At 57.4% G+C, this 20,125-nt stretch carries 20 protein-coding genes; 7 read left to right on the top strand and 13 right to left on the bottom strand.

Annotated elements, in window-relative coordinates:
* Nucleotides 1–8: 8 nt before the first annotated feature.
* Together tusB and HXW73_RS08895 are read left to right on the top strand one after the other, a co-directional pair.
* Nucleotides 9–299, top strand: coding sequence for a sulfurtransferase complex subunit TusB (gene tusB / locus HXW73_RS08900; RefSeq protein ID WP_186255849.1), 291 nt, complete (start codon nucleotides 9–11; stop codon nucleotides 297–299).
* Nucleotides 300–328: 29 nt separating this feature from the next.
* Nucleotides 329–655 (top strand): TusE/DsrC/DsvC family sulfur relay protein, encoded by a 327-nt coding sequence (locus HXW73_RS08895; protein WP_186255848.1) that lies wholly within the window; start codon nucleotides 329–331, stop codon nucleotides 653–655.
* 33 nt (nucleotides 656–688) lie between these two features.
* On the opposite strand, the gene HXW73_RS08890 is transcribed toward HXW73_RS08895, so the two are convergent.
* The gene (locus HXW73_RS08890; protein WP_186255847.1) at nucleotides 689–1,630 is read right to left on the bottom strand and encodes a histone deacetylase family protein; all 942 of its coding nucleotides are present in this window, start codon (nucleotides 1,628–1,630) and stop codon (nucleotides 689–691) included.
* Between the two features lie 104 nt (nucleotides 1,631–1,734).
* Here HXW73_RS08890 and HXW73_RS08885 point away from each other — a divergent pair, with 104 nt between their 5' ends.
* Complete coding sequence (locus HXW73_RS08885) at nucleotides 1,735–4,482, top strand: bifunctional acetate--CoA ligase family protein/GNAT family N-acetyltransferase (RefSeq protein ID WP_186255846.1); 2,748 nt, start codon at nucleotides 1,735–1,737, stop codon at nucleotides 4,480–4,482.
* 64 nt (nucleotides 4,483–4,546) lie between these two features.
* On the opposite strand, the gene pdxH is transcribed toward HXW73_RS08885, so the two are convergent.
* The 4 genes from pdxH to HXW73_RS08865 all read right to left on the bottom strand — a co-directional run bounded on the left by pdxH (nucleotide 4,547) and on the right by HXW73_RS08865 (nucleotide 6,767).
* Nucleotides 4,547–5,191, bottom strand: coding sequence for a pyridoxamine 5'-phosphate oxidase (gene pdxH, locus HXW73_RS08880; protein ID WP_186255845.1), 645 nt, complete (start codon nucleotides 5,189–5,191; stop codon nucleotides 4,547–4,549).
* A gap of 65 nt (nucleotides 5,192–5,256) precedes the next feature.
* Nucleotides 5,257–5,652 (bottom strand): DUF2069 domain-containing protein, encoded by a 396-nt coding sequence (locus tag HXW73_RS08875; protein WP_186255844.1) that lies wholly within the window; start codon nucleotides 5,650–5,652, stop codon nucleotides 5,257–5,259.
* On the bottom strand, nucleotides 5,649–6,272 hold the full coding sequence (gene wrbA / locus HXW73_RS08870; RefSeq protein ID WP_186255843.1) for an NAD(P)H:quinone oxidoreductase: 624 nt from the start codon (nucleotides 6,270–6,272) through the stop codon (nucleotides 5,649–5,651). The genes HXW73_RS08875 and wrbA overlap by 4 nt, the downstream gene beginning before the upstream one ends.
* A 24-nt stretch (nucleotides 6,273–6,296) precedes the next feature.
* On the bottom strand, nucleotides 6,297–6,767 hold the full coding sequence (locus HXW73_RS08865) for a gamma-glutamylcyclotransferase family protein (protein ID WP_186255842.1): 471 nt from the start codon (nucleotides 6,765–6,767) through the stop codon (nucleotides 6,297–6,299).
* A 132-nt stretch (nucleotides 6,768–6,899) separates the two neighbouring features.
* Here HXW73_RS08865 and smrA point away from each other — a divergent pair, with 132 nt between their 5' ends.
* On the top strand, nucleotides 6,900–7,490 hold the full coding sequence (smrA, locus tag HXW73_RS08860) for a DNA endonuclease SmrA (RefSeq protein ID WP_186255841.1): 591 nt from the start codon (nucleotides 6,900–6,902) through the stop codon (nucleotides 7,488–7,490).
* Nucleotides 7,491–7,583: 93 nt separating this feature from the next.
* On the opposite strand, the gene HXW73_RS08855 is transcribed toward smrA, so the two are convergent.
* The 4 genes from HXW73_RS08855 to metH form a co-directional block, all read right to left on the bottom strand.
* Nucleotides 7,584–8,126, bottom strand: coding sequence for a DUF934 domain-containing protein (locus HXW73_RS08855; protein ID WP_186255840.1), 543 nt, complete (start codon nucleotides 8,124–8,126; stop codon nucleotides 7,584–7,586).
* On the bottom strand, nucleotides 8,116–9,771 hold the full coding sequence (locus HXW73_RS08850) for a nitrite/sulfite reductase (protein WP_186255839.1): 1,656 nt from the start codon (nucleotides 9,769–9,771) through the stop codon (nucleotides 8,116–8,118). The genes HXW73_RS08855 and HXW73_RS08850 overlap by 11 nt, the downstream gene beginning before the upstream one ends.
* A 148-nt stretch (nucleotides 9,772–9,919) precedes the next feature.
* A complete protein-coding gene (locus HXW73_RS08845) occupies nucleotides 9,920–11,245 on the bottom strand; it encodes an MATE family efflux transporter (RefSeq protein WP_186255838.1) in 1,326 nt (441 codons plus the stop codon).
* Between the two features lie 14 nt (nucleotides 11,246–11,259).
* Nucleotides 11,260–14,955, bottom strand: a complete 3,696-nt coding sequence (gene metH / locus HXW73_RS08840; RefSeq protein ID WP_186255837.1) for a methionine synthase — start codon at nucleotides 14,953–14,955, stop codon at nucleotides 11,260–11,262.
* Nucleotides 14,956–15,270: 315 nt separating this feature from the next.
* Here metH and nfuA point away from each other — a divergent pair, with 315 nt between their 5' ends.
* Entirely contained in the window at nucleotides 15,271–15,894 is a 624-nt protein-coding gene (gene nfuA / locus HXW73_RS08835) for a Fe-S biogenesis protein NfuA (protein ID WP_186255836.1), read from the top strand.
* 71 nt (nucleotides 15,895–15,965) lie between these two features.
* On the opposite strand, the gene HXW73_RS08830 is transcribed toward nfuA, so the two are convergent.
* On the bottom strand, nucleotides 15,966–17,012 hold the full coding sequence (locus tag HXW73_RS08830; protein ID WP_186255835.1) for a DNA-binding protein: 1,047 nt from the start codon (nucleotides 17,010–17,012) through the stop codon (nucleotides 15,966–15,968).
* A 256-nt stretch (nucleotides 17,013–17,268) separates the two neighbouring features.
* On the opposite strand from HXW73_RS08830, the gene HXW73_RS08825 reads away from it, so the two are divergent.
* Together HXW73_RS08825 and HXW73_RS08820 are read left to right on the top strand one after the other, a co-directional pair.
* Complete coding sequence (locus tag HXW73_RS08825) at nucleotides 17,269–18,426, top strand: tyrosine-type recombinase/integrase (RefSeq protein ID WP_186255834.1); 1,158 nt, start codon at nucleotides 17,269–17,271, stop codon at nucleotides 18,424–18,426.
* A gap of 39 nt (nucleotides 18,427–18,465) precedes the next feature.
* Nucleotides 18,466–18,885, top strand: coding sequence for a SufE family protein (locus HXW73_RS08820; protein WP_186255833.1), 420 nt, complete (start codon nucleotides 18,466–18,468; stop codon nucleotides 18,883–18,885).
* Here HXW73_RS08820 and yidD read toward each other — a convergent pair.
* From yidD to HXW73_RS08805, 3 genes are read right to left on the bottom strand one after another with little or no spacing between them, the layout of a single operon-like run.
* Nucleotides 18,882–19,211, bottom strand: a complete 330-nt coding sequence (gene yidD / locus HXW73_RS08815) for a membrane protein insertion efficiency factor YidD (RefSeq protein ID WP_186255832.1) — start codon at nucleotides 19,209–19,211, stop codon at nucleotides 18,882–18,884. The two genes, HXW73_RS08820 and yidD, sit on opposite strands and share 4 nt — an antisense overlap.
* A complete protein-coding gene (gene hisI / locus HXW73_RS08810) occupies nucleotides 19,208–19,666 on the bottom strand; it encodes a phosphoribosyl-AMP cyclohydrolase (RefSeq protein WP_186255831.1) in 459 nt (152 codons plus the stop codon). The genes yidD and hisI overlap by 4 nt, the downstream gene beginning before the upstream one ends.
* Nucleotides 19,667–19,668: 2 nt before the next feature.
* A complete protein-coding gene (locus HXW73_RS08805) occupies nucleotides 19,669–20,118 on the bottom strand; it encodes a transcriptional repressor (protein ID WP_066320569.1) in 450 nt (149 codons plus the stop codon).
* Between the last annotated feature and the right edge of the window lie 7 nt (nucleotides 20,119–20,125).

Below are 20,125 nucleotides of genomic sequence, written 5' to 3'. Positions count from 1 at the left end.
GGTGTTTCATGATCCTGCATATTTTGACAACCCCGCCCACCAGTGAGGTCGCCCAGCAGGTTGATCAGGCCATTCAGGCGGGGGATACGCTGTTGCTCACCGAAGCAGGCGTGACGGCAGCGCTTAAGCCAGATTTGCACTACTGGACACAGGCTGATTACACGGTATTTTTGCTGGAAGAAGACCTCGTCGCCAGAGGGCTCGCCAGCATTGCCGCAACCCATGGGTTGGCGACCGTGGATATGGACGGGTTTGTAGGGCTGACTGAGCAACATGCACAGTCGGTTACCTGGTATTGAACAGCTGGTATGCAACAGTGAGTATACTGATGGAGAACACTGACGCTAATGTGACGCTTGACCCGGAAGGTTATCTTGTCGACATGAGTGACTGGTCAGAAGCAGTTGCTGATCAGTTGGCCGACGATGAAGGCATCGAATTGACGTCTGAGCACTGGGAAATCATCCACTTGGCGCGCGGTTTCTATAGCCGTTATGAAATGGCACCGGCAATGCGGCCGCTCGTCAAAGCCACCCAGCAGGCGTTGGGTAGCGACAAAGGCCGCTCTATTTACCTGATGCGGCTCTTTCCTGGCAGCACCGCCAAGGTTGTGGCACGTATTGCAGGGCTCCCCAAACCGACCAATTGCCTTTGAAAATAGCCAGCCAGCGTAACCGCTGGCTGGCCGTTAGCTCGACGCCGTGAAAGGCAGGCCCAGCAATGCTTTCAGATGCGCTTCCACACCGCTTGCCAGCGATGTTGGGTTATACCCCCCCTCTAACGAGGAGACAAGACGGTTATCAGCGTACAGCGTGGCAATTTCCATCGCCATGTGCGTGACCCAGTAGAAGTCCTCATCCGCCAGACACACATCGCCCATGGGGTCATCGCGGTGGGCATCGAACCCGGCGGAAATCATTACCAGGTCGGGCTTGAAGCGGTGCAGCGCCGGTAGCCATTGGCTTTCAATAAGGCGCCGGAACTCGGGGCCTTGCGTCCCGACTTCCAGGGGCGTATTGACAACATTTTGCCATTCGCTGCGCAAATACCGCCACGGATAGAAGGGATATTGAAAGCTGGTGCAAATCAGCACATCAGGGTCATTTTTGAAAATGTCGATCGTGCCGTTGCACTGGTGGACGTCAAAATCCAGGATAGCAATGCGCTGGGCACCATAGCGTTCCCTGGCATAGGCCGCGCCGACGGCGATGTTGTTATAAAAGCAAAACCCCATTGCCTCGGCGGCTTCGGCATGATGCCCAGGCGGGCGAATCGCGCAAAATACGTTATCGGCTTGGCGCTTGAAGACCTGATCAACCCCTTTGACCACTGCACCGGCAGCAAAGCGAGCCGCTTTCAGGCTATTCGGGTTCATCAAGGTGTCGTTATCAAGCGATACGATGCCTTGCTCGGGCAGGCATTTGGTAAGGGCGTTAAGATGACGCGTGGCGTGCACCCGATTGAGTGCCGCGTCATCCGCTTCCTTGGCATCGGCCTGCATGGTTTGCTGTAATAAACCTGATAGTGCCAGACGCGCTCGGATCGCCTCCAGTCGCTGAGGGTTTTCAGGATGTTCCGGCCCCATATGGTGCAATGAGCAGTCCGGGTGGGTAAGGTAGGCAGTGATCATTCAAGCGCTCCATGGTAGCTAGCATCACCTTAATCGCGACACGCTGATACGCGACAGTGTCCATAAGTCTTACATCGCGCCGCACCGTTCCAGGAGAGGCAAACGTGAGCACACGTTTCTTGCACCATTTTTTTGAACCCCGCACGCTTGCCGTCATCGGCGCGTCCGAGAAGCCGGCTTCACTTGGGGGCTTGGTCCTTCGCAATCTACAGGAAGGCGGGTTCAGAGGGCAGCGTTGGGCGGTTAATCTGAAAGGCTATGATCAGGTCTTCGGTGACCCCTGTGTCAAGCGCGTTGACGACTTACCTGAGGTGCCGGACCTCGCCATCATCTGCTCGCCCATTGACGGGGTGCCCAAATTGATCCGCCAACTAGGCAAGTTTGGGGTAAAAGCCGCCTTGGTGCTATCAGGTGGCGCTTACCTGGATCGCGACACGGACAATAAAGGATCGATTCGTGAGCGCATGCTCAGGGCTGCCCGTGAATCCGGTATCCGCGTGCTGGGTCCTGAGTGCATGGGCCTTATCGTGCCGGCTAAAAAACTCAACGCCTCGTATGCCAGTCAGCCGGTCAAGGCTGGGCGAGTGGCGTACCTAGGCCAGTCGGGCATGCTGGCCAACGCCATGATCGATTGGGCCGCGGGCCGCGACGTGGGGTTTTCACACCTGATTACCGTAGGTGACAGCGTGGATGTGCTGTTGCCGGATCTGATCGATTACGTGAATCAGTTTTCGCCGGCGCAGGCGATTCTGCTCCATCTTGAGCGGATTTCCGATGCGCAGCATTTCATGACGGCGGTGCGTGATGCCTCGAGAAATCGGCTCGTGCTGGCCATCAAGAGCGGGCGAACCTTTGCCTCGGATATTTCCGGCATGGCTCCGACGCCGGGCATTGCCAATCGCGATGTCGTATTTGACGCGGCTTTTTCCCGCGCCGGGGTAGTGCGCGTCGACGACTCCGACGAGTTGCTGGATGCCCTGGAAACGCTTTCGCGCATGAAACCCTTGCGTGGCGACCGATTGGCAGTGGTGTCTAACGGCTTAGGGCCTGCCATGCTGGCCATTGATAAACTGGTCAGCGCCGGGGGCAAGCTGGCCGAGTTCAGCGATGAAACACAGCAGGCACTCCATCGAAGCCAGGTCGATTTCAGCAAACCCGGTGAAAACCCCGTTGACCTGGGCGGCAACGCCACGCCCGAGCGGTTTGTCGAAGCGCTGAAGATTGTCGCCGCCGATGCCAACGTGGACGCGGTGCTTGTCGTGCATGCGCCCACGCGGCTAGCGCCCTCGCTGGTCACCGCACAGGCGTTGATTGCCAACCGCAAGGCCTTTCGTCGCAACCTGTTGACCAGTTGGATGGGGCTCAAAGAGGCGTTGAATGCACGCCATGAATGCAATCTGGCCGGTATTCCCACCTATATTTCGCCAGAAAAGGCGGTGAAAGCCTTCATGCACATGGTGGACTACCAGCGCGTACAGCAGTTGCTTCAGGAAACGCCTCCCAGCCTGCCGTTTTCCACCAGTGCTGAGATTCGCGCAGAGTGCCGGACATTAATCAGCGAGGCCAAGGCGGAAGGCCGCCAGACGTTAAGCCACTCGGAAACGGCACAAGTGCTCGAGGCTTACGGCATTCCCGCAGCCACCAGTTATTACCTCACCAGTGCAGAACAGGCGTTGGACATTGCCGGACAGATTGAAGGCCCCAAGGCGCTGAAGGTGGTTCACGAGGGCAACTGTCGGCCTTATCGCTATCGCAAGCACCCGCATAAGATATCGGCAGGGTTGCTTCAGGATCTTGAAACGCCCGAGCAGGTGGCGAATGGCGTTCGCCAGCTGGGCGAAAAGGTGAATGAAAAGTACCCCGAGTACGCGATTCATGAATACTGTCTGCAGCCCATGCAGCGCGGCAAGCATTCCATGCAGGTGTGCGCAGGCATTACCCGGGACCCAGTATTCGGCCCGCTGATCGTGTTTGGCATTGGCGGCTATAAAGTCAATGTGCTCGCTGACCGCCAAGTCGCTTTACCGCCGCTCAACATGAGCCTGGCGGCGGATGTGGTCAATCGTACCCACGCGGCCTCGTTAATCCGCGAACACTCGTCAGATCCCGATCGAGATACCCAGCACTTATGCCAGCTGCTGGTAAAGCTTTCGCAAATGGCCTCGGACCTGGGCGAGTTGCGCGGGCTTGAACTGAACCCATTGCTGCTCAACCGGGACGGCATGCTGGCCGTCGATTTTGCCATGGATCTCGGGCCGCCGGCCCGCTTCGCCATCATGCCGTACCCGGAAGAGCTGCGCGAATGGCTGACGTTGAAAAACGGCTGGCATGTCGAAGTACGGCCGATTCGTGCCGAAGATGCGCCGTTGATCACCAACTTTCACCGCCAACTTTCTGAAGAGAGTATTCGTTTCCGCTACTTTCATAACAAGTCGGATTTAACCCAGCGTGATCTGTCGGTGCTGTCGCACATCAATTACGATCGCCAGATGGCGTTCATCGCCGAACATCAGCGTGATGATGGCAGTAAGGAAATGCTTGGAGTGGTGCGTGTCTGGAATGACCCGGACAATATTCGTACGGAATTTTCGGTGATTATTCGCGACGACATGCAGGGGGTAGGGATCGGCAGCCTGTTAATGAAGAAAATGATCGCCTACTGCACCCACATTGGCACTCTGGAAATGGTGGGTAAAATCATGCCGGATAATCACCCTATGCGGGCATTGATGAAGCATCTGGGCTTCACTTGTCGTTACAACATGGAAGAACAGGTGATCGACGCCATCATGCGGCTCAACGAGCCCGAAAGCGAATGGCAGCGCCACCGGCTGGAAAGCCTGCCGGACTAGACGCGTTTAAACCATGGCCAGCCTGCTGCCTTTCTGCCTTGGCCAGCCATAGGGCAGGGAGTGCTCAGGGAGCCATACGGAAAGAGTGCCACTCGCCGCCTTCGCGACGCTCAAAGCGGATGCGGTCGTGCAAGCGACTGGGTTGGCCTTGCCAGAATTCGATCATATCGGGATTCACGCGGTAGCCGCCCCAATGGATGGGGCGCGGAATCTCTTGCCCTTCATAGGCTTGCTCAAAACGCTTCTGCCGCTCTTCGATCCAGTTACGGTCAGGTATTACCACACTCTGTGTGGCAATCCAGGCGCCTAGCTGGCTGCCACGCGGGCGGCTGGCGAAATACTCGTCGGACTCTTCAGCAGCAACCTGCTCTACGGCGCCTTCAATGCGCACCTGGCGGGAAATCGAAGGCCACCAGAAGGTAAGCGCCGCGTAGGGAACATTGTTGAGTTCGCTGCCTTTATGGCTATGGTAATTGGTGTAAAACACCATGCCGCGCTCGTCGAACCCTTTCAGCAGTACCACGCGCGCGTGAGGGCGCCCCTGGCTGTCTACGCTCGCCAGCGTCATGGCATTGCTGTCTTTTCCTTCGTGCTCGATCGCCAGACTGAACCATTCATCAAACAACACGAGGGGATCATCAGGGGCCTGGGATTCATCGAGTTGGCCACCTTCATAATCACGCCTAATATCCGCTATGTCGCGTGCCATTGTTAGGCTCTCCATCAAGAATTTTTCACATGGTGTCGGGTGTTGTGAGAAAGCTCAAGCCTTGATTAGCCTTGAGCACGTAATTGGCGGCTGCGAAACCGCGCGTAGGCCATGCAGCCGGTAAATAAAGCAAGCGACAGGACGGCCTCGGCGACGCCACGCAGGGCTTGTGTGGGGAGGGTGGCCACCATCACGCCCTGGCTGAAATACAGTAGGCTGACAAACGCTAACCAGGCATGCCCCCGCGGTCGCTTTCCGATAATAGAGGGGAGAAACAGGATCAGAGGCAGCACAAAGGCTGCCATGGGTCGCCAACTGAACGCCGCGTCCTGCACCATGAAGCCACGCAACAGCATCATTATCAGCAAAAGGCCAAAACTTGCCAATACCCATTGCCGCGCTCGAAAGGTGAGAAGATCAACGCCGTACTGTTGCTCAACGCTCTCCAGCCACTGCTTCATGATGTCTCCTCGCGCATTGTCCGCATCGCTAGCGCCAATTTGGCGAGGCGCTTGCCCTGAGCGACACACAAGGCGCGCTCGTGTTCGTCGACGGAACGGTCACTCCGTGGCCCTGCCAGGTGGCTTGACCCATAGGGCGTTCCACCGGTTTGTGTGGCCAGCAATTCAGTGGCGCTGTAGGGGACGCCAGCGTAGACCATGCCGTGGTGGAGCAACGGGACCAGCATGGTCAACAGCGTGGCTTCCTGCCCACCGTGCAGGCTTGAGCTCGAGGTAAAGGCCGTGGCGGGTTTATCGATCAGTGCACCATTGATCCAAAGGCTGCTGGTGGTATCCAGAAAATATTTAAGCGGTGACGCCATGTTGCCAAACCGGGTCGGGCTGCCCAGTGCCAGGCCGCTACAGTGACGCAGATCGTCGAGCTCGGCATAAATCGCGCCTTCCTCGGGAATCTCGGGCGATGTCGCTTCGCAGGTGGGAGAAACCGGCGGCACGGTTCGCAGGCGCGCTTCGATACCTGCCACTTGTTCAACGCCAGCGGCCATCTGCTGGGCCATGGTGGCGGTCGCACCCGAACGCGAGTAATAAAGTATCAATACATAGGGCAATGAACCGGACATAGTAACTCCAAGCAGGGTATCCCCTTAGGGTACCAGAGCAATGTGGTCAGCGGGTAATGGTGCGCACATACCTTGCGCATTGGGCAGACGTTGATAGACCCAGGCGCGGGTGCCGTCGACAAGCTTCTTTTCCACCCGCTCGTAGCGAATCCCCAAACGCTCGTAGCGGTCAAGGCGGGCTAGCTGATCCGCCGTCACGTGCAACCGCAAGCCATCAACCTGGCTGTCTGGCAATGGCGATAGATCAAGGCCATTACGTTGATAACCTTCAAGGGTTGCCGCTTGAGGGTTGCCCGAGCCCCCGATGACGATCCACCGCACGGGCGCATAGCGTAAAGTGCCGTACACAAACACGTGGTGGGAGCGCTGTTCAATATCCGCAAGATCGTCGGGCCGATCATAGAACCAGGGGCTGAGCATGGTCAGCCAAAGCCACCCGGCAAGGCCCAGCAGCAGTATTGCACATAGCGCCAACAGGCGTTTGACCCAGGCCATGGTATTCCCTTATGTAGCAGGCAAAGAGCGTAGCGTGGCGTGCGTCGGCGTGGAACACAAGCGTAACAAGACGCTTAAGCAATCGATGCGGGTTTGGTAGGATGGAAAGCCTATCCTGTCGGAGAGCCTGCCATGAACCAGCCACTTCGTGATGAGATGGACTTCCGAGCGCTTGTGGGCGACGTGAAGCCGCTAGCGCAGAATAATCGTGCGGATACCGGTGATGCGCGCAAGCGTCCTTCCGAGGCACAGTTGGCAAGGCGCGAGCGCGCTGAAGCAGAGATGGATGAGCGTAACTTTCTATCCGATGACTTTGTCGATCTGATACCACCCTTTGATCCCATCGAGTACCGCCGCGAGGGGATCCAGCAGGGGGTGGTCGATAAACTCAAACACGGCGGCTACCCCGTTCAGGCACAGCTTCATCTGCTCAGGCGGCCTCTGGCCGAATGCCGGCGGCTGGTGTTTCCCTTTATTCAGGATGCTTACGCGCACGACCTGCGATCGGTGTTGATCGTCCACGGCCGCGGGCGGGAGATCGACAGCCCGGCCAATGTATTGCGTTCCTATATTGGCAAATGGCTGCTTCAGTTTGACGAGGTACAGGCGTATATCTCCGCCCAGCCCTCCGAAGGCGGGCTGGGCGCTACCTGGGTCATGCTACGCAAGAGTGATCGCGCCAAAGCAAATAACCGTGAACGGCAGCAAAAACGTCGCGGCTAGCTAGCGACAAATTAGCCGTCAACGCACAGTCGTCAATACAAATACAAAAGGGGCAGCCGTATGGCTGCCCCTTTTACTGGATCGGTGATGCACTTAGTGGCCAGCGTTAAGTCGCTTTTCAAACAGTGCCTGGCGTTCTTCGACATCCGGCTGGTAGCGCACGCTGAAAAAACTCAGCGCCCGCAGGGCATCCTCGGGATGCTGGTCATCACGAAGCGCCATGGCGGTAAAGCCACAGCGGCGCATGTACTCCAACTGGTCGACCAGCACATCGCCAACCGCGCGCACTTCGCCATTGTAGCCAAAGCGCTCGCGCAACAGCCGAGCAAGGCTGTAGCCACGGCCGTCGGTAAACGCCGGAAAATCAATGGCGACTGCCGGGGCCGAACGAATCTCATCGGCCAGGGTCGCCGTCAGTTCACAGTCGCTTGCCAGCAGCGGTGCCAGTTCGGTGTCTTCCTGATGAGCTTTCCAGAGCGCCAGCGGTACAAATGCCGGGCGCTGCTCGGGAAGTGCCTCAGCGTCGTAAGACACACACCAAGCGTTTTCCGCCGCCAGTTCGCCATTGGCGATCAGGTGATCGGCATGAACCGGCGTCAGCTCAACCGCATCGGCCTGTTTGTCATTAGGCGGCATAAACACGCTCCTTGAAGGGTTTCAGTCCAATACGGCGATAGGTGTCGAGAAAGCGTTCATCTTCATGGCGCTGGGCCACGTAGACTTCCAGCACTTTTTCGACAACACCGGGGACATCTTCACGGAAGAAGGAAGGGCCAAGAATCTTGCCCAATGAAGCATCATCGGTCGAGTTGCCGCCAATCGATACCTGGTAGTACTCCTCGCCCTTTTTATCGACGCCCAAAATGCCGATATGGCCCACGTGGTGGTGACCACAGGCGTTCATGCAGCCGGAAATGTTCAGATCCAGCGGCCCCAGGTCGTAAAGGAAATCGAGGTCTTCAAAGCGCTCCTGCAATGCCTGGGCGATCGGAATCGACACCGCATTGGCCAGGCTGCAGTAATCGCCGCCCGGGCAGCAGATGATGTCGTTGAGCGTGCCCACTGTCGGGTTGGCCATGCCCAGCACTTCAAGCTCTTGCCAAAGGGCTTCCAGCTCGTCTACCGGTACGTCGGAAAGTACCAGGTTCTGCTCATGGGTAACGCGGACTTCACCGAAACTGTAACGGTCAGCGAGGTCGGCGATGGCGTCCATTTGATCAGCCGTCACGTCGCCAGGGGCGTGTTCGCGGCGCTTGAGCGATAGCGTCACGGCTTTATAACCGTAGACCTTGTGGTCGGTCACGTTATTGGTCACGAAGCGAGCAAAGCCTCGGTTTTCCTGCCGAAGGCGTTCGTAATATTCCACAGCGCTTTCAGCCACACGGCGACGTTCAGGCTCAGGAAAGTGGCTTTTCGCTGCCTCGACCGCGGCAGCGTTGAGCGTCTGTGGGCCATCTTTCAAATGCGCCCACTCTTCCTCGACGCGACGACGGTACTCTTCGATCCCCAGCGCCTTGACCAGGATCTTGATCCGCGCCTTGAACTTGTTGTCGCGACGCCCGAACTGGTTGTACACCCGTACACACGCTTCCAGATAGGTCAGCAGGTGCTGCCAGGGCAGGTCGTCACGTACCACGTCGCCGATCATCGGCGTGCGGCCCAGGCCACCGCCGGCGAGGACTCTGACGCGCAGTTCGCCAGCTTCGTTGTACCATAGCCTTAGGCCGATATCGTGAACCTGGATGGCTGCGCGGTCCTGGGAAGCACCACTGACGGCGATCTTGAACTTGCGCGGCAGATAGGCAAATTCAGGGTGTAGCGTCGACCATTGACGGATCAGTTCGCACCAGGGACGCGGGTCTTCCACTTCATCGTTGGCAATACCGGCAAACTGGTCGCTGGTAGTATTGCGAATGCAGTTGCCGCTGGTCTGGATCGCGTGCATCTGGACTTTAGCCAGATCCCCTAGGATTTCCGGCACATCTTCCAGGGCAGGCCAGTTAAGCTGCAGGTTTTGGCGCGTGGTGAAGTGGCCGTAACCACGGTCGTAGCGACGGGTAATATCCCCCAGCGCACGCAACTGATGGCCAGCCAACATGCCGTACGGGATCGCAATGCGCAGCATGGGCGCATGACGCTGGATGTAGAGACCATTCTGCAAACGCAGTGGACGAAACTCTTCTTCTCCCAAACGCCCGTCGCGGTAGCGATCCATTTGATCGCGAAATTGAGCGACGCGCTCATCTACCAGCGTTTGGTCATGAATATCATAACGATACATGGGGCACGGTCCTGCTAAAGCGAAGTTGTCACGTTGAAACGGGACGAATCAGTGTCGCCACCATAACGCGGGCATCATATTCTACAAAAGAATATATAATTATCTTTTTATCTCAAAATAGCATTTAGAGCCGTATTTGAGACAGTATTTACGTTAGCGACGTCGCCCACCGACGGCGTTGCCATATCCAGAAAAAAGCGGCTGAGTTAATGATGCGATACATCAGCTGCATCAGCCAAATGCCGAGCAGCCCATAGCCGAGACTGACGCCGACCCACCAGGCTAGCGGTAAAAAAAGCAGCCACTGCAGGCTCAGCGTCAACAGCATAACGGTTCGCTGAGCGCCCGCGCCCATCAGGGCTTGAGCGAGTACCAGCGCGGCGACGTCAATGACCATCATCAGGCCCGTTAACTGAAGGGGCAGCGTACCAAGCGCAATCAATTCCGGCGCTCTGAAAAACAGGCCCAGCAGTTTGTCCGGTATCCACAGCATGGGCAGTGCCAGTACCACCAGCAACAGCGCAGCAACCCAGAGCGCATCCAGCCCCCAGCGGTGGGCTTCTTGCTCGGCGTCCCGACCCAGGGCTTCACCCACCAGGCTCATCGCGGCAACCCCGACACCGACACCCGGCAGTATCAGCAACAGCGAAAGATTGATCAGCACATGCCCCACGGCAACACTCGCTGTGCCGAGCTGGCTCAAAAGCCAGAAAAGCACGGCATACCCGGCGGCAAACCAAAGCTGCTGAGCCGAGTGGGGCAACGCCAGCCGGGCAGTCGTTCGCAGCACCAGAATGTCAGGTCGTAACCGGGCCCATGTCAGGGCACTGCTGTGGCGTGCGGTGACGATTATCCAGAGCAATAGCCCCACGCCTATCGACAGCGTGGTGGCAACGCCTGCTCCACTCGCACCCAGTTCGGGAAGACCGCCAAGGCCAAAAATCAATCCCGCGCTGAGCACTACGTTAAGCAGGTGGACAGCGACAATAATACGCAAATACAGGCGTGTGTACTGACGGCCATTCCAGTAACCACGAAAGCACAGGGTGAGCGCAATCGCCGCCAGCGACAGCACGCGCCAGCGAAAGTAGTCAACCGCCACGCCATGAAAGTCCGGCGCTGGCGACATCCACTGCATAATCGCAGGCGCCTGCCACCATGCCAACACCGCCAGCAATGTACCACTGACCAGACCGAGCAGCAGACCCGCCTGCAGTGGTCGGGACAGCCCTGAATGACCCGCGCCCAGGCGCTGGGCAGTTTGTGATTGAACGCTGGAGGACAGGCCGAACACCAGTGCTGTCATCATGAACATGGCGTAACCGCCAAGCCCAACACCCGCCAGTGCTGTTTCGCCTAAACGACCCACCAGGGCGGCATCGACCAAATTGAGCATGCTCTGCGAGAGCATGCCCAGCATGACAGGCCAGGCCAGGCGAACCACTTTGCCGTGGCGGCGGGCGACATACGGCATGACACCGGGCACTGTTAGCTCGGGTCGTACGACAGCACCGGTGACAGCCAGCGCTCCATTTCCTCAAGCGGCATCTGTTTACGCTCAGCCAATACCTTGACTTGGTCCTGGGTAATCTTGCCGGTTGAAAAATACTTGGATTGCGGATGCGAGAAATACCACCCTGATACCGCCGCGGCAGGCCACATGGCAAAGTTTTCGGTCAGCGCCAGTCCGGTATTTGCGGTGGCGTCGAGCATTCTGAACAGCGTTGCCTTCTCGGTGTGGTCAGGGCAGGCCGGATAGCCGGGGGCAGGGCGTATGCCCTGGTATTTTTCGGCGATAATGGCGTCATTATCGAGCGACTCCTCGGGCACGTAGCCCCAGAATTCCTTGCGCACGCGCTCATGCATCCGCTCGGCAAAGGCCTCCGCCAACCGGTCTGTCAGAGCCTGAACCATGATGGCGTTGTAGTCGTCGCCCGCCGCTTCATATTCTTTAGCCAGTTCATCGACCCCGTGCCCCGTGGTCACCGCAAAGCCCCCAATCCAGTCGGCTTTGCCACTGTCTTTGGGGGCGATAAAATCCGCCAGGCTGTAACAGATGCCGTCGCGCCCTTTGGTGGTCTGCTGACGGATATGGTGCAGTCGTTCGACGACGTCGGTACGCGATTCATCGGCGTAGACTTCAATGACGTCATCGTCGACGGTATTGGCTGGCCAGAAGCCAATTACGCCCCGTGCCTGGACGCGCTTTTCGTCAAGCAGCTTGCGCAGCATCACCTTGGCATCTTCAAACAGGTTCCGGGCAGCTTCACCGACCACCTTGTCATCAAGAATCTTGGGGTATTTACCCGCCAGCTGCCAGCTCATGAAGAAGGGTGTCCAGTCGATCCGCTCGACGAGCTCATCAAGCGGGTAGTCATCGAAGGTTTGCAGCCCCAGCAGGTGGGGTTTGACCGGTGTATAGTTAGCCCAGTCGGTACGAAAGCGCCGCTTGCGCGCCTGGGTGTAGTCAAGGTCGGCGGCTTTGGGGCGACGCTTGGCATTGCGTTCGCGCACTTTCTCGTATTCTTCGCGTATTTCGGCGACATAGTCCGTCTTTAGGGTCGGAGTAAGCAGTCGGCTAGCCACCCCGACAGCCCGGGAGGCATCGGTAACGTAAATAACCGGATGGTCATACTGGGGCTCGATTTTGACCGCTGTATGCGCTTTGGAGGTCGTTGCACCACCGATGAGCAGCGGCAGGTCCATGCCGCGACGCTTCATTTCCTTGGCGACGTGAACCATTTCATCCAGTGACGGCGTGATCAAACCGGACAGCCCGATGATGTCGGCGTTGTGGTCCTTGGCGGCCTGGAGGATTTTTTCAGTGGGTACCATCACCCCAAGGTCAATAACCTCGTAGTTGTTGCACTGAAGCACCACGCCGACGATATTCTTGCCGATATCGTGGACGTCACCTTTGACCGTCGCCATGACAATCTTGCCCTTGGCCTGGGTGTCTGCGCTTTTTTCGGCCTCGATATAGGGAATCAGATAGGCAACGGCCTGCTTCATGACGCGGGCGGACTTGACCACCTGAGGCAGGAACATCTTGCCCGCACCAAACAGGTCGCCGACCACGTTCATGCCGTCCATCAACGGCCCTTCAATGACTTCGATGGGGCGCTCTGCCTCGGCGCGTGCCAGTTCGGTATCGTCTTCGATATGCGCTGTAATGCCTTTGACAAGGGCATGCTCGATGCGCTTGTTAACCGGCCAACTGCGCCACTCCAGGTCCTCTTTTTTCGCCGCGCCGCTGCCATCGCCTTTATATTTATCGGCGATATCCAGCAGGCGCTCGGTACCGTCGCTGCGCCGGTTGAGCACCACGTCTTCAACTGCTTCGCGCAGCTCAGAAGGCAGGTCGTCGTAAACGGCCAGTTGACCGGCATTGACGATCCCCATGGTGAGGCCCGCGCGAATGGCGTGGTACAGAAAGACCGAGTGGATAGCTTCGCGAACCGGGTTATTACCCCGGAACGAGAACGATACGTTGGATACACCCCCGGAAAGCATGGCGTGGGGGAGGTGTTCGCGAATCCACTGGGAGGCCTCAATGAAGTCAACGGCGTAATTGTTGTGCTCTTCGATCCCCGTGGCAATGGCGAAAATATTGGGATCGAAAATAATATCTTCCGCCGGAAAGCCGATTTCATCGACCAGCAGGCGGTAGGCGCGCTGACAAATCTCGGTTTTGCGGGCGAAGGTATCAGCCTGGCCTTCTTCGTCAAACGCCATCACGACGATGGCGGCCCCGTAGCGACGGCACTTGGTCGCCTGCTCGCGAAAAGCTTCTTCGCCTTCCTTGAGTGAAATGGAGTTGACCACGGCCTTGCCCTGCACGCACTGCAGGCCAGCTTCGATGATTTCCCATTTGGACGAGTCGATCATGATCGGCACGCGGGCGATATCAGGCTCGCCGGCGATCAGGTTCAGAAAGCGCACCATGGCTTCCTGAGACTCGAGCATGCCCTCATCCATATTGATATCGATGACCTGAGCGCCGTTTTCCACCTGCTCCAGTGCGACTTCCAGCGCGGTGGTGAAATCTTCTTCCACGATCAACCGTTTGAAGCGCGCCGAGCCGGTCACATTGGTACGCTCGCCGACGTTCACAAACAGCGAGTCGGCTTCGATGTTGAACGGTTCCAGTCCCGATAAGCGACAGGCGGCCGAGCGCTCAGGCACTTCACGGGGCGCCAAGCCGTGAACGGCTTCGGCAATGGCGCGGATGTGTTCCGGTGTCGACCCGCAACAGCCGCCAATAATGTTGACCAGACCGCTCTGCGCGAACTCGCCGACAATGGCCGCCATTTCTTCAGGCGTTTGGTCGTATTCGCCGAATTCGTTGGGCAGGCCCGCATTGGGGTGGGCCGATACGAAAGTATCGGCCTTGGTGGAAAGCTCTTCGACGTACTGGCGCAGCTCTTCAGCCCCCAACGCACAGTTAAGGCCGACGGAAAACGGCTCCGCATGACGAATGGAGTTCCAGAAAGCTTCTGTGGTTTGCCCCGATAGCGTCCGCCCCGAAGCGTCGGTGATAGTGCCTGAAATCATCACCGGCAGCCGCTTGCCCAGGGACTCGAACAATTCCTCAAGAGCGTAGATGGCGGCCTTGGCATTCAGCGTATCGAAGATGGTCTCGATCATGATCAGATCGGCGCCACCGTCGACGAGCGCCTGAGCCGCTTCGAGGTAATTGTCGCGCAGCTCATTGAACGTCACGTTACGTTTGGCGGGGTCGTTGACATCCGGCGATAGCGACGCGGTTCGCGAAGTAGGACCCAGTACGCCCGCCACATACCGCGGTACGCCGGTCTCTTCGGCAACGGCGTCACACACTTCCCGAGCCAGTCGCGCTGACTCGCGGTTCAGCTCCGGCACAATGTCTTCCATGCCGTAGTCGGCCTGAGAGAGTCGCGTGCTGTTGAAGGTGTTGGTTTCGATAATATCGGCACCGGCCTCCAGATAATCGCGGTGAATGCGGGTCACCACGTCGGGGCAGGTTAGCGCCAGTAAATCATTGTTGCCTTTCAGGTCCGACGGCCAGTCACTGAAACGCTGGCCGCGAAATTCCTCCTCGCTCAGCTCGGCATTCTGCAACATGGTCCCCATGCCGCCATCCAGAATATGGATACGTTGATTCAGGCGTTGGGTTAAGGTGGCAATCAAATCACTAGCAGCCATGGCAGGGGAAAGTCTCCAGCGTCGCAGTCAAAAGAGGGGCTCTTATCGTCGGCCGTCGCCGTTCAAATGAATCAGCGGCGCACTATGATAACAAAGGGTGTCATGCGGGGCAGCAATGTATTGCTAATGAATGCCATAGGCATACACAAAAGGCGCTTTGTTAATGGGTTGGGAAGGCGAGGTTGAGACGTAGAAGCAAACGCAAATAGCCTAGTAAAACAGTCGGGATTGTGTCGGCGCGTTGTTTTGCTTACCATAGACACAAAATGACATGTGAAGTGGCTCCGCCACTGCCACGGGAGGAAAACACCCCTCATGACCACGACAGCAGAAGCCGAAACCAACGTCGATACCCAAGGTATTGATATTACAGACAGTGCGCAGGATTACCTGGCGGAGTTGCTGGACAAGCAAAACGTCGAAGGTATCGCTGTGCGCATTTTCATCACCCAGCCGGGCACCCCTTACGCCGAAACGTGTTTGGCCTATTGCCGCCCGGGCGAAGAAGAGCCGACTGACGAAAAGCTTGAGCTCGAGAAAATCAATGTGTTTCTCGACAAGAACAGCCTGGCATTCCTTGAAGAGGCAGTGGTCGACTTTAACGCCGACCGCATGGGTGGCCAACTGACCATCAAGGCGCCTAACGCCAAAATGCCCAAGGTCAACGCGGACAGTCCGCTGGAAGACCGCGTCAACTATGTTCTGTACAGCGAAATCAACCCTGGCTTGGCCTCTCACGGCGGTGAAGTCAAGCTGGTCGAACTGACCGAGCAAAATATGGCGGTGCTGGCCTTCGGCGGTGGCTGCCAGGGTTGTGCGGCCGTTGACCTGACGCTAAAGGATGGCGTCGAGAAAACGTTGATGGAGCGTATTCCCGAGCTTGGCGGCATTCGTGATGTGACCGACCATTCGGACACCACCAATGCTTACTATCGGTAACCGATAGCACTCCGCCAACTTTATGATGCCCAGCGTTTGCTGGGCTTTTTTGTATTCGGGCTAAGCATGCCCTAGTCACGGCAATCTTCATCTTTTCGCTGACCTTCCTGCCCCTTGGTCATTGACGCTGGCAGATCTGTTAATTGCCGCTGCATGGCGTCCATCCTTGACCAAAGCTGCTCCTGCCAGGCCTTTTCGCGAGCATCATGCTGTCGCGTTTCTTCGGCTAGTGCCGATTCTGCATCCTCGAGTTTCTTGACCGCTTCTTGGTAGCGTTGCTCCAGTGCATCAAACGTTGTTTGAAGCTGCTGATAAGCTTGCTGCTTGGCATGCGCCTCAAGCTGATACTGATGGATTGATTTTTCCAGCGCTTTGACCTCTTCGGCCAGCGTCGCGTTACGTTTATCAGCCTGCTTCAGCCGTTGCTGGTAGGCGCTTTCTTCCTGTGCGCGCTCCTGCCGGGCGCTATCCAGTAGACTCATCAGCCGGTCTTCGGCTGCTTCATGGCGCTGCTCTTCCTGAGTCAGGCGCGCCTGCCATTCGGCCTGCTGTTGGCTGAGTTGATCAGCATGCTGTGCCTGACGCTCAGCCAATTCCTGCTGGGCGTGCTCATGGGTGGACTGCCACTTGGCCACTTCGTCACGCGCTTCACTTGCCTGTGTCCGCCACTGCGCTTCATCGGCTTGGCTGGCCGCCAGGTCTCGGCTAAGCGCCTCGACACGCGTCTCTGTATGACGCAGATGTTCCGCCAGGGCGCTTTCACGCTGCTCCGCATTGGCGGCCCGCTGGTCGGCCTCGCTGGCTTCAAGCTGTGCAGCCTCAACCTGTCGGTCGGCTTCCTCGCGGTAATAGCGTAACGCATCGTGTGCCGCTTCCATGGCGTCCTTCCATAGCTCGCTGGCAGCGCTGACCACTGATTCGGGCACGCCCTTGGGGGGAGGGGCATCGCGGTTGTGTTCGCGATCAAGTCGCCACTGGCGAAAGTGTTCGCTGATGGTGGTGAAGCTACCCGTACCGAGCACTTCGCGAATGCGCTGAACGCTAGGCGTGTCGCCTCGGCCGAGCAGTGTGTCGATGGCCTGTTGTACATCCTGGTATTGAATGCCACTGCGCGCCATGTGCTGGCTCCTCATGGATTTTGATGGTCGTTATTTTCACGTGTCTGATTTGATTAAGCAATATTACGTAATACGTAAAATGTAATTTATTTATCTTAAAATGCATTAATTCAAGATTACCCGTATTATCTTGAATTTATAGAGCATAAAAGCCAGACTTAGCGTATTCGTCAGCAACTGACTCGAGTAAGTAAAAGAAGGAAGAGGGAAGAGGGAAGAAGGAAGATAACAGGGCGAGAGAGGAGAAAAGACGTCAATGGTAACGCGGGACAATATAACGATTGCCTACCCGATATCGCCGCTGGAGAGTCTTAGTGGCTTGCCGGCGTTGCCGCACATTACCGCGAACACGGACGTGGAGGCGGTCGCGGCGTGGCTCGCCGAATACCAGGAAAGCCCGCAAACCTGGAAATGCTATCGCCGGGAAGCCGAGCGCTTGCTGCTGTGGCTGACAACCCAGAAGTTGACGCTTGGCCAGGTAAACCGTGACGTGCTGCGTCACTTCGAGCAGTTCCTTGCCGACCCACAGCCAAGCGCGCAGTGGGTAGGGCCTACCAGGCCGCGCCATCACCCACAATGGCGACCGTTCCGAGGTGGACTTTCACCGGCCAGTCGTCGGCAGAGCCTGATTATTCTGCAGGGGTTATTCAGCTGGCTCGTAGAAGCGGGGTGGGTGCGCCATAACCCGTTTCGCCTGATGCGCGATAAATCACGCCGCTTGAACAACCAGGCACCACGGATTGAGCGCTACCTGGAACGCGAACTATGGGAATGGCTCTGGCAATGGCTTAACCAGCCAGCGGAGAAGGGCGAACGCGACCGTTACGAAATGGCCAGGCGACGGTTTATCTTTGGCTTTGCGTACCTGCTGGCCCCAAGGGTGAGTGAAATGGCCGAGGCCCGCATGGGTGACTTTGAGCGAAGTGAAGGGCGCTGGTGGTGGTCCGTCGTCGGCAAAGGCAATAAAGTTGCCCGGATTCCGCTACCGGCTGACATGCTGGAATGCCTGGCCGAATGGCGGCAAACCCTGGGGCTTACGACCACGCCAGCGCATCACGACGATACGCCGGTGCTTCGCGCCCTGGACAAGAAGCGGGGGATTGGTCATAACCAGCTCTACCGCCTGATACGTGAGACGTTCAACGAAGCGGCCAACGCGCTGGAAGCGGCTAATGGCAACCCTGCTTATATCGCGGCCCTGCGCCGGGCAACGCCTCACTGGTTGCGCCATACGTCCATTACCCATCAGGCCCAGGCAGGCATCAGTCTGCGGCATTTGGCCGATAGCGCACGCCACTCGCGCCTGGATACCACGGCGCGCTATCTGCACAACGAAGCCATCGAGTGGCACCAGGAACAGCAGCGCCACCAGATTGAACCGAGAACCACTCAAAACGATGCTGAGACGTTATAATGGGCGAAATTACGTGACACCAACGCCAAAGGAATCACCATGAGCACGTCCGGTGCCGAGTTAGCCCAGCAGGAACTGATCGAAGAGTTCGACATGTTTGATAACTGGATGGACCGTTATCAATACATCATCGATATGGGCAAACAGCTACCCCCTTTTCCAGACGAGTGGAAAACAGAGGAGTTTAAAATTCAGGGGTGTCAGTCGAACGTGTGGATGCACCATGAAGAGCAGGGCGACAAGCTGATCTTCAAGGCGACCTCTGATGCGGCGATCGTATCGGGATTGATTGCAGTACTGCTGCGTATTTACAGCGAAAGAACCGCTGCCGAGGTGCGCGGTACAGAGCCGCATTTCATGACGGATCTGGGACTGGACAAACACCTGTCGCCAACGCGTAGTAACGGCCTGCATGCCATGCTGGAGCGCATCTACCAGGTCGCCCGGCAGAGCGCTTAATCACGCTGGGAGTGATGGTGACAATCGGTGTGAGGGTTTTCCTCGTCTTCCCGGCACAAGTCTTCGCTGCGCCCGCCGGGTACGGGGTCCATGCCGCCATCGCTGCCTGGGTGGCATTTCATAAGCCGCTTCACGGCCATCCAGCTGCCTTTGAACGGCCCGTGGACCTGGATGGCTTCGATGGCATAGGACGAACAGCTGGGCCAAAAGCGACAGCGCGGGCCGAGTAGCGGGCTTAACGTATATTGGTAGATGCGCACCATGACGACCAGGCATTGACCGACCAGCCAGCGAACGTCATTAAACAGGGTGCGCCAAGGGTTCATGACGATGACTTGGCGTAGAGCTTGGCGGGATCAATAAGTGGCTCGCTGTTAACCGTCACGGCTTCATTTGAAAGTGACAGGTAAAAGCAACTCCGCCGCCCGGTATGGCAGGCAGGTCCCGTTTGTTCCACCTGGAGCAGCAGCGTGTCTCCATCGCAGTCGAGGGCCGCTGATACCAGATGCTGCTGTTGGCCGGAAGACTCACCTTTACGCCACAACTTGCCTCGCGAGCGCGAGTAATAACATACCCGCTGCGTTTGCAGCGTTTCTTCTAACGCTTCGCGATTCATCCACGCCATCATCAATACTTCGCCGGTATCGTGCTGCTGGGCGATGGCAGGCATCAAACCGTCTGTATTAAACGCGGCGGCATCGAGCAACGTCGTGACTGAGGGGAGGGCATCTGCAGGAGATGCCGACTCAAGGTCTTTGAATAGCGGGTTGTCTGAGGACATGTTCACGACTCGTCATGAGGTTGGCAGCGCTGGCATAACCCCTGTAATTCAATGGTTTGGCGCTCTACATTGAAGCCTTGACGCTGGGCGAGAGCGGCCAGTTGATCGCTGATTTCATCCAGGTGGAGTTCCTCCACATAGCCACACTGCCGACATATAAGCAGTTGAAAGCCATGGGCGTGTTCGGGGCATGCACAGGCCACATAGGCATTTTGCGATTCGATGCGATGAACCAAACCCTGCTCGATAAGAAACTCAAGGGCGCGGTAAACCGTCGGCGGTCGAGCGGCCGCGTGCTCTGTCGAGAGCTTATCAAGCAGGTCGTAGGCCTTTAAGCCACCGCCATGACGCGCAATCAGTTCAAGCACACGGCGCCTAATAGGCGTAAAGCGCACGCCCCGCGTGTGGCATTGGGACTCGGCCTGTTGTAATAGCACATTGGCGTGTGTCATAAACGTC

Origin of the sequence: Halomonas sp. SH5A2, from assembly GCF_014263395.1 — a bacterium.
Lineage (GTDB): Bacteria > Pseudomonadota > Gammaproteobacteria > Pseudomonadales > Halomonadaceae > Vreelandella.
Note: the sequence above shows the minus strand (reverse complement) of the source record. Positions and strands in the feature narration are given on the sequence as shown.

Coding starts and splice junctions, on each gene's coding strand:
- tusB (WP_186255849.1), top strand. CDS start 9: ATGATCCTGCATATTTTGACAACCCCGCCCACCAGTGAGGTCGCCCAG.
- HXW73_RS08895 (WP_186255848.1), top strand. CDS start 329: ATGGAGAACACTGACGCTAATGTGACGCTTGACCCGGAAGGTTATCTT.
- HXW73_RS08890 (WP_186255847.1), bottom strand. CDS start 1,630: ATGATCACTGCCTACCTTACCCACCCGGACTGCTCATTGCACCATATG.
- pdxH (WP_186255845.1), bottom strand. CDS start 5,191: ATGGCACGCGACATAGCGGATATTAGGCGTGATTATGAAGGTGGCCAA.
- HXW73_RS08875 (WP_186255844.1), bottom strand. CDS start 5,652: ATGAAGCAGTGGCTGGAGAGCGTTGAGCAACAGTACGGCGTTGATCTT.
- wrbA (WP_186255843.1), bottom strand. CDS start 6,272: ATGTCCGGTTCATTGCCCTATGTATTGATACTTTATTACTCGCGTTCG.
- HXW73_RS08865 (WP_186255842.1), bottom strand. CDS start 6,767: ATGGCCTGGGTCAAACGCCTGTTGGCGCTATGTGCAATACTGCTGCTG.
- smrA (WP_186255841.1), top strand. CDS start 6,900: ATGAACCAGCCACTTCGTGATGAGATGGACTTCCGAGCGCTTGTGGGC.
- HXW73_RS08855 (WP_186255840.1), bottom strand. CDS start 8,126: ATGCCGCCTAATGACAAACAGGCCGATGCGGTTGAGCTGACGCCGGTT.
- HXW73_RS08850 (WP_186255839.1), bottom strand. CDS start 9,771: ATGTATCGTTATGATATTCATGACCAAACGCTGGTAGATGAGCGCGTC.
- HXW73_RS08845 (WP_186255838.1), bottom strand. CDS start 11,245: ATGCCGTATGTCGCCCGCCGCCACGGCAAAGTGGTTCGCCTGGCCTGG.
- metH (WP_186255837.1), bottom strand. CDS start 14,955: ATGGCTGCTAGTGATTTGATTGCCACCTTAACCCAACGCCTGAATCAA.
- nfuA (WP_186255836.1), top strand. CDS start 15,271: ATGACCACGACAGCAGAAGCCGAAACCAACGTCGATACCCAAGGTATT.
- HXW73_RS08830 (WP_186255835.1), bottom strand. CDS start 17,012: ATGGCGCGCAGTGGCATTCAATACCAGGATGTACAACAGGCCATCGAC.
- HXW73_RS08825 (WP_186255834.1), top strand. CDS start 17,269: ATGGTAACGCGGGACAATATAACGATTGCCTACCCGATATCGCCGCTG.
- HXW73_RS08820 (WP_186255833.1), top strand. CDS start 18,466: ATGAGCACGTCCGGTGCCGAGTTAGCCCAGCAGGAACTGATCGAAGAG.
- yidD (WP_186255832.1), bottom strand. CDS start 19,211: ATGAACCCTTGGCGCACCCTGTTTAATGACGTTCGCTGGCTGGTCGGT.
- hisI (WP_186255831.1), bottom strand. CDS start 19,666: ATGTCCTCAGACAACCCGCTATTCAAAGACCTTGAGTCGGCATCTCCT.
- HXW73_RS08805 (WP_066320569.1), bottom strand. CDS start 20,118: ATGACACACGCCAATGTGCTATTACAACAGGCCGAGTCCCAATGCCAC.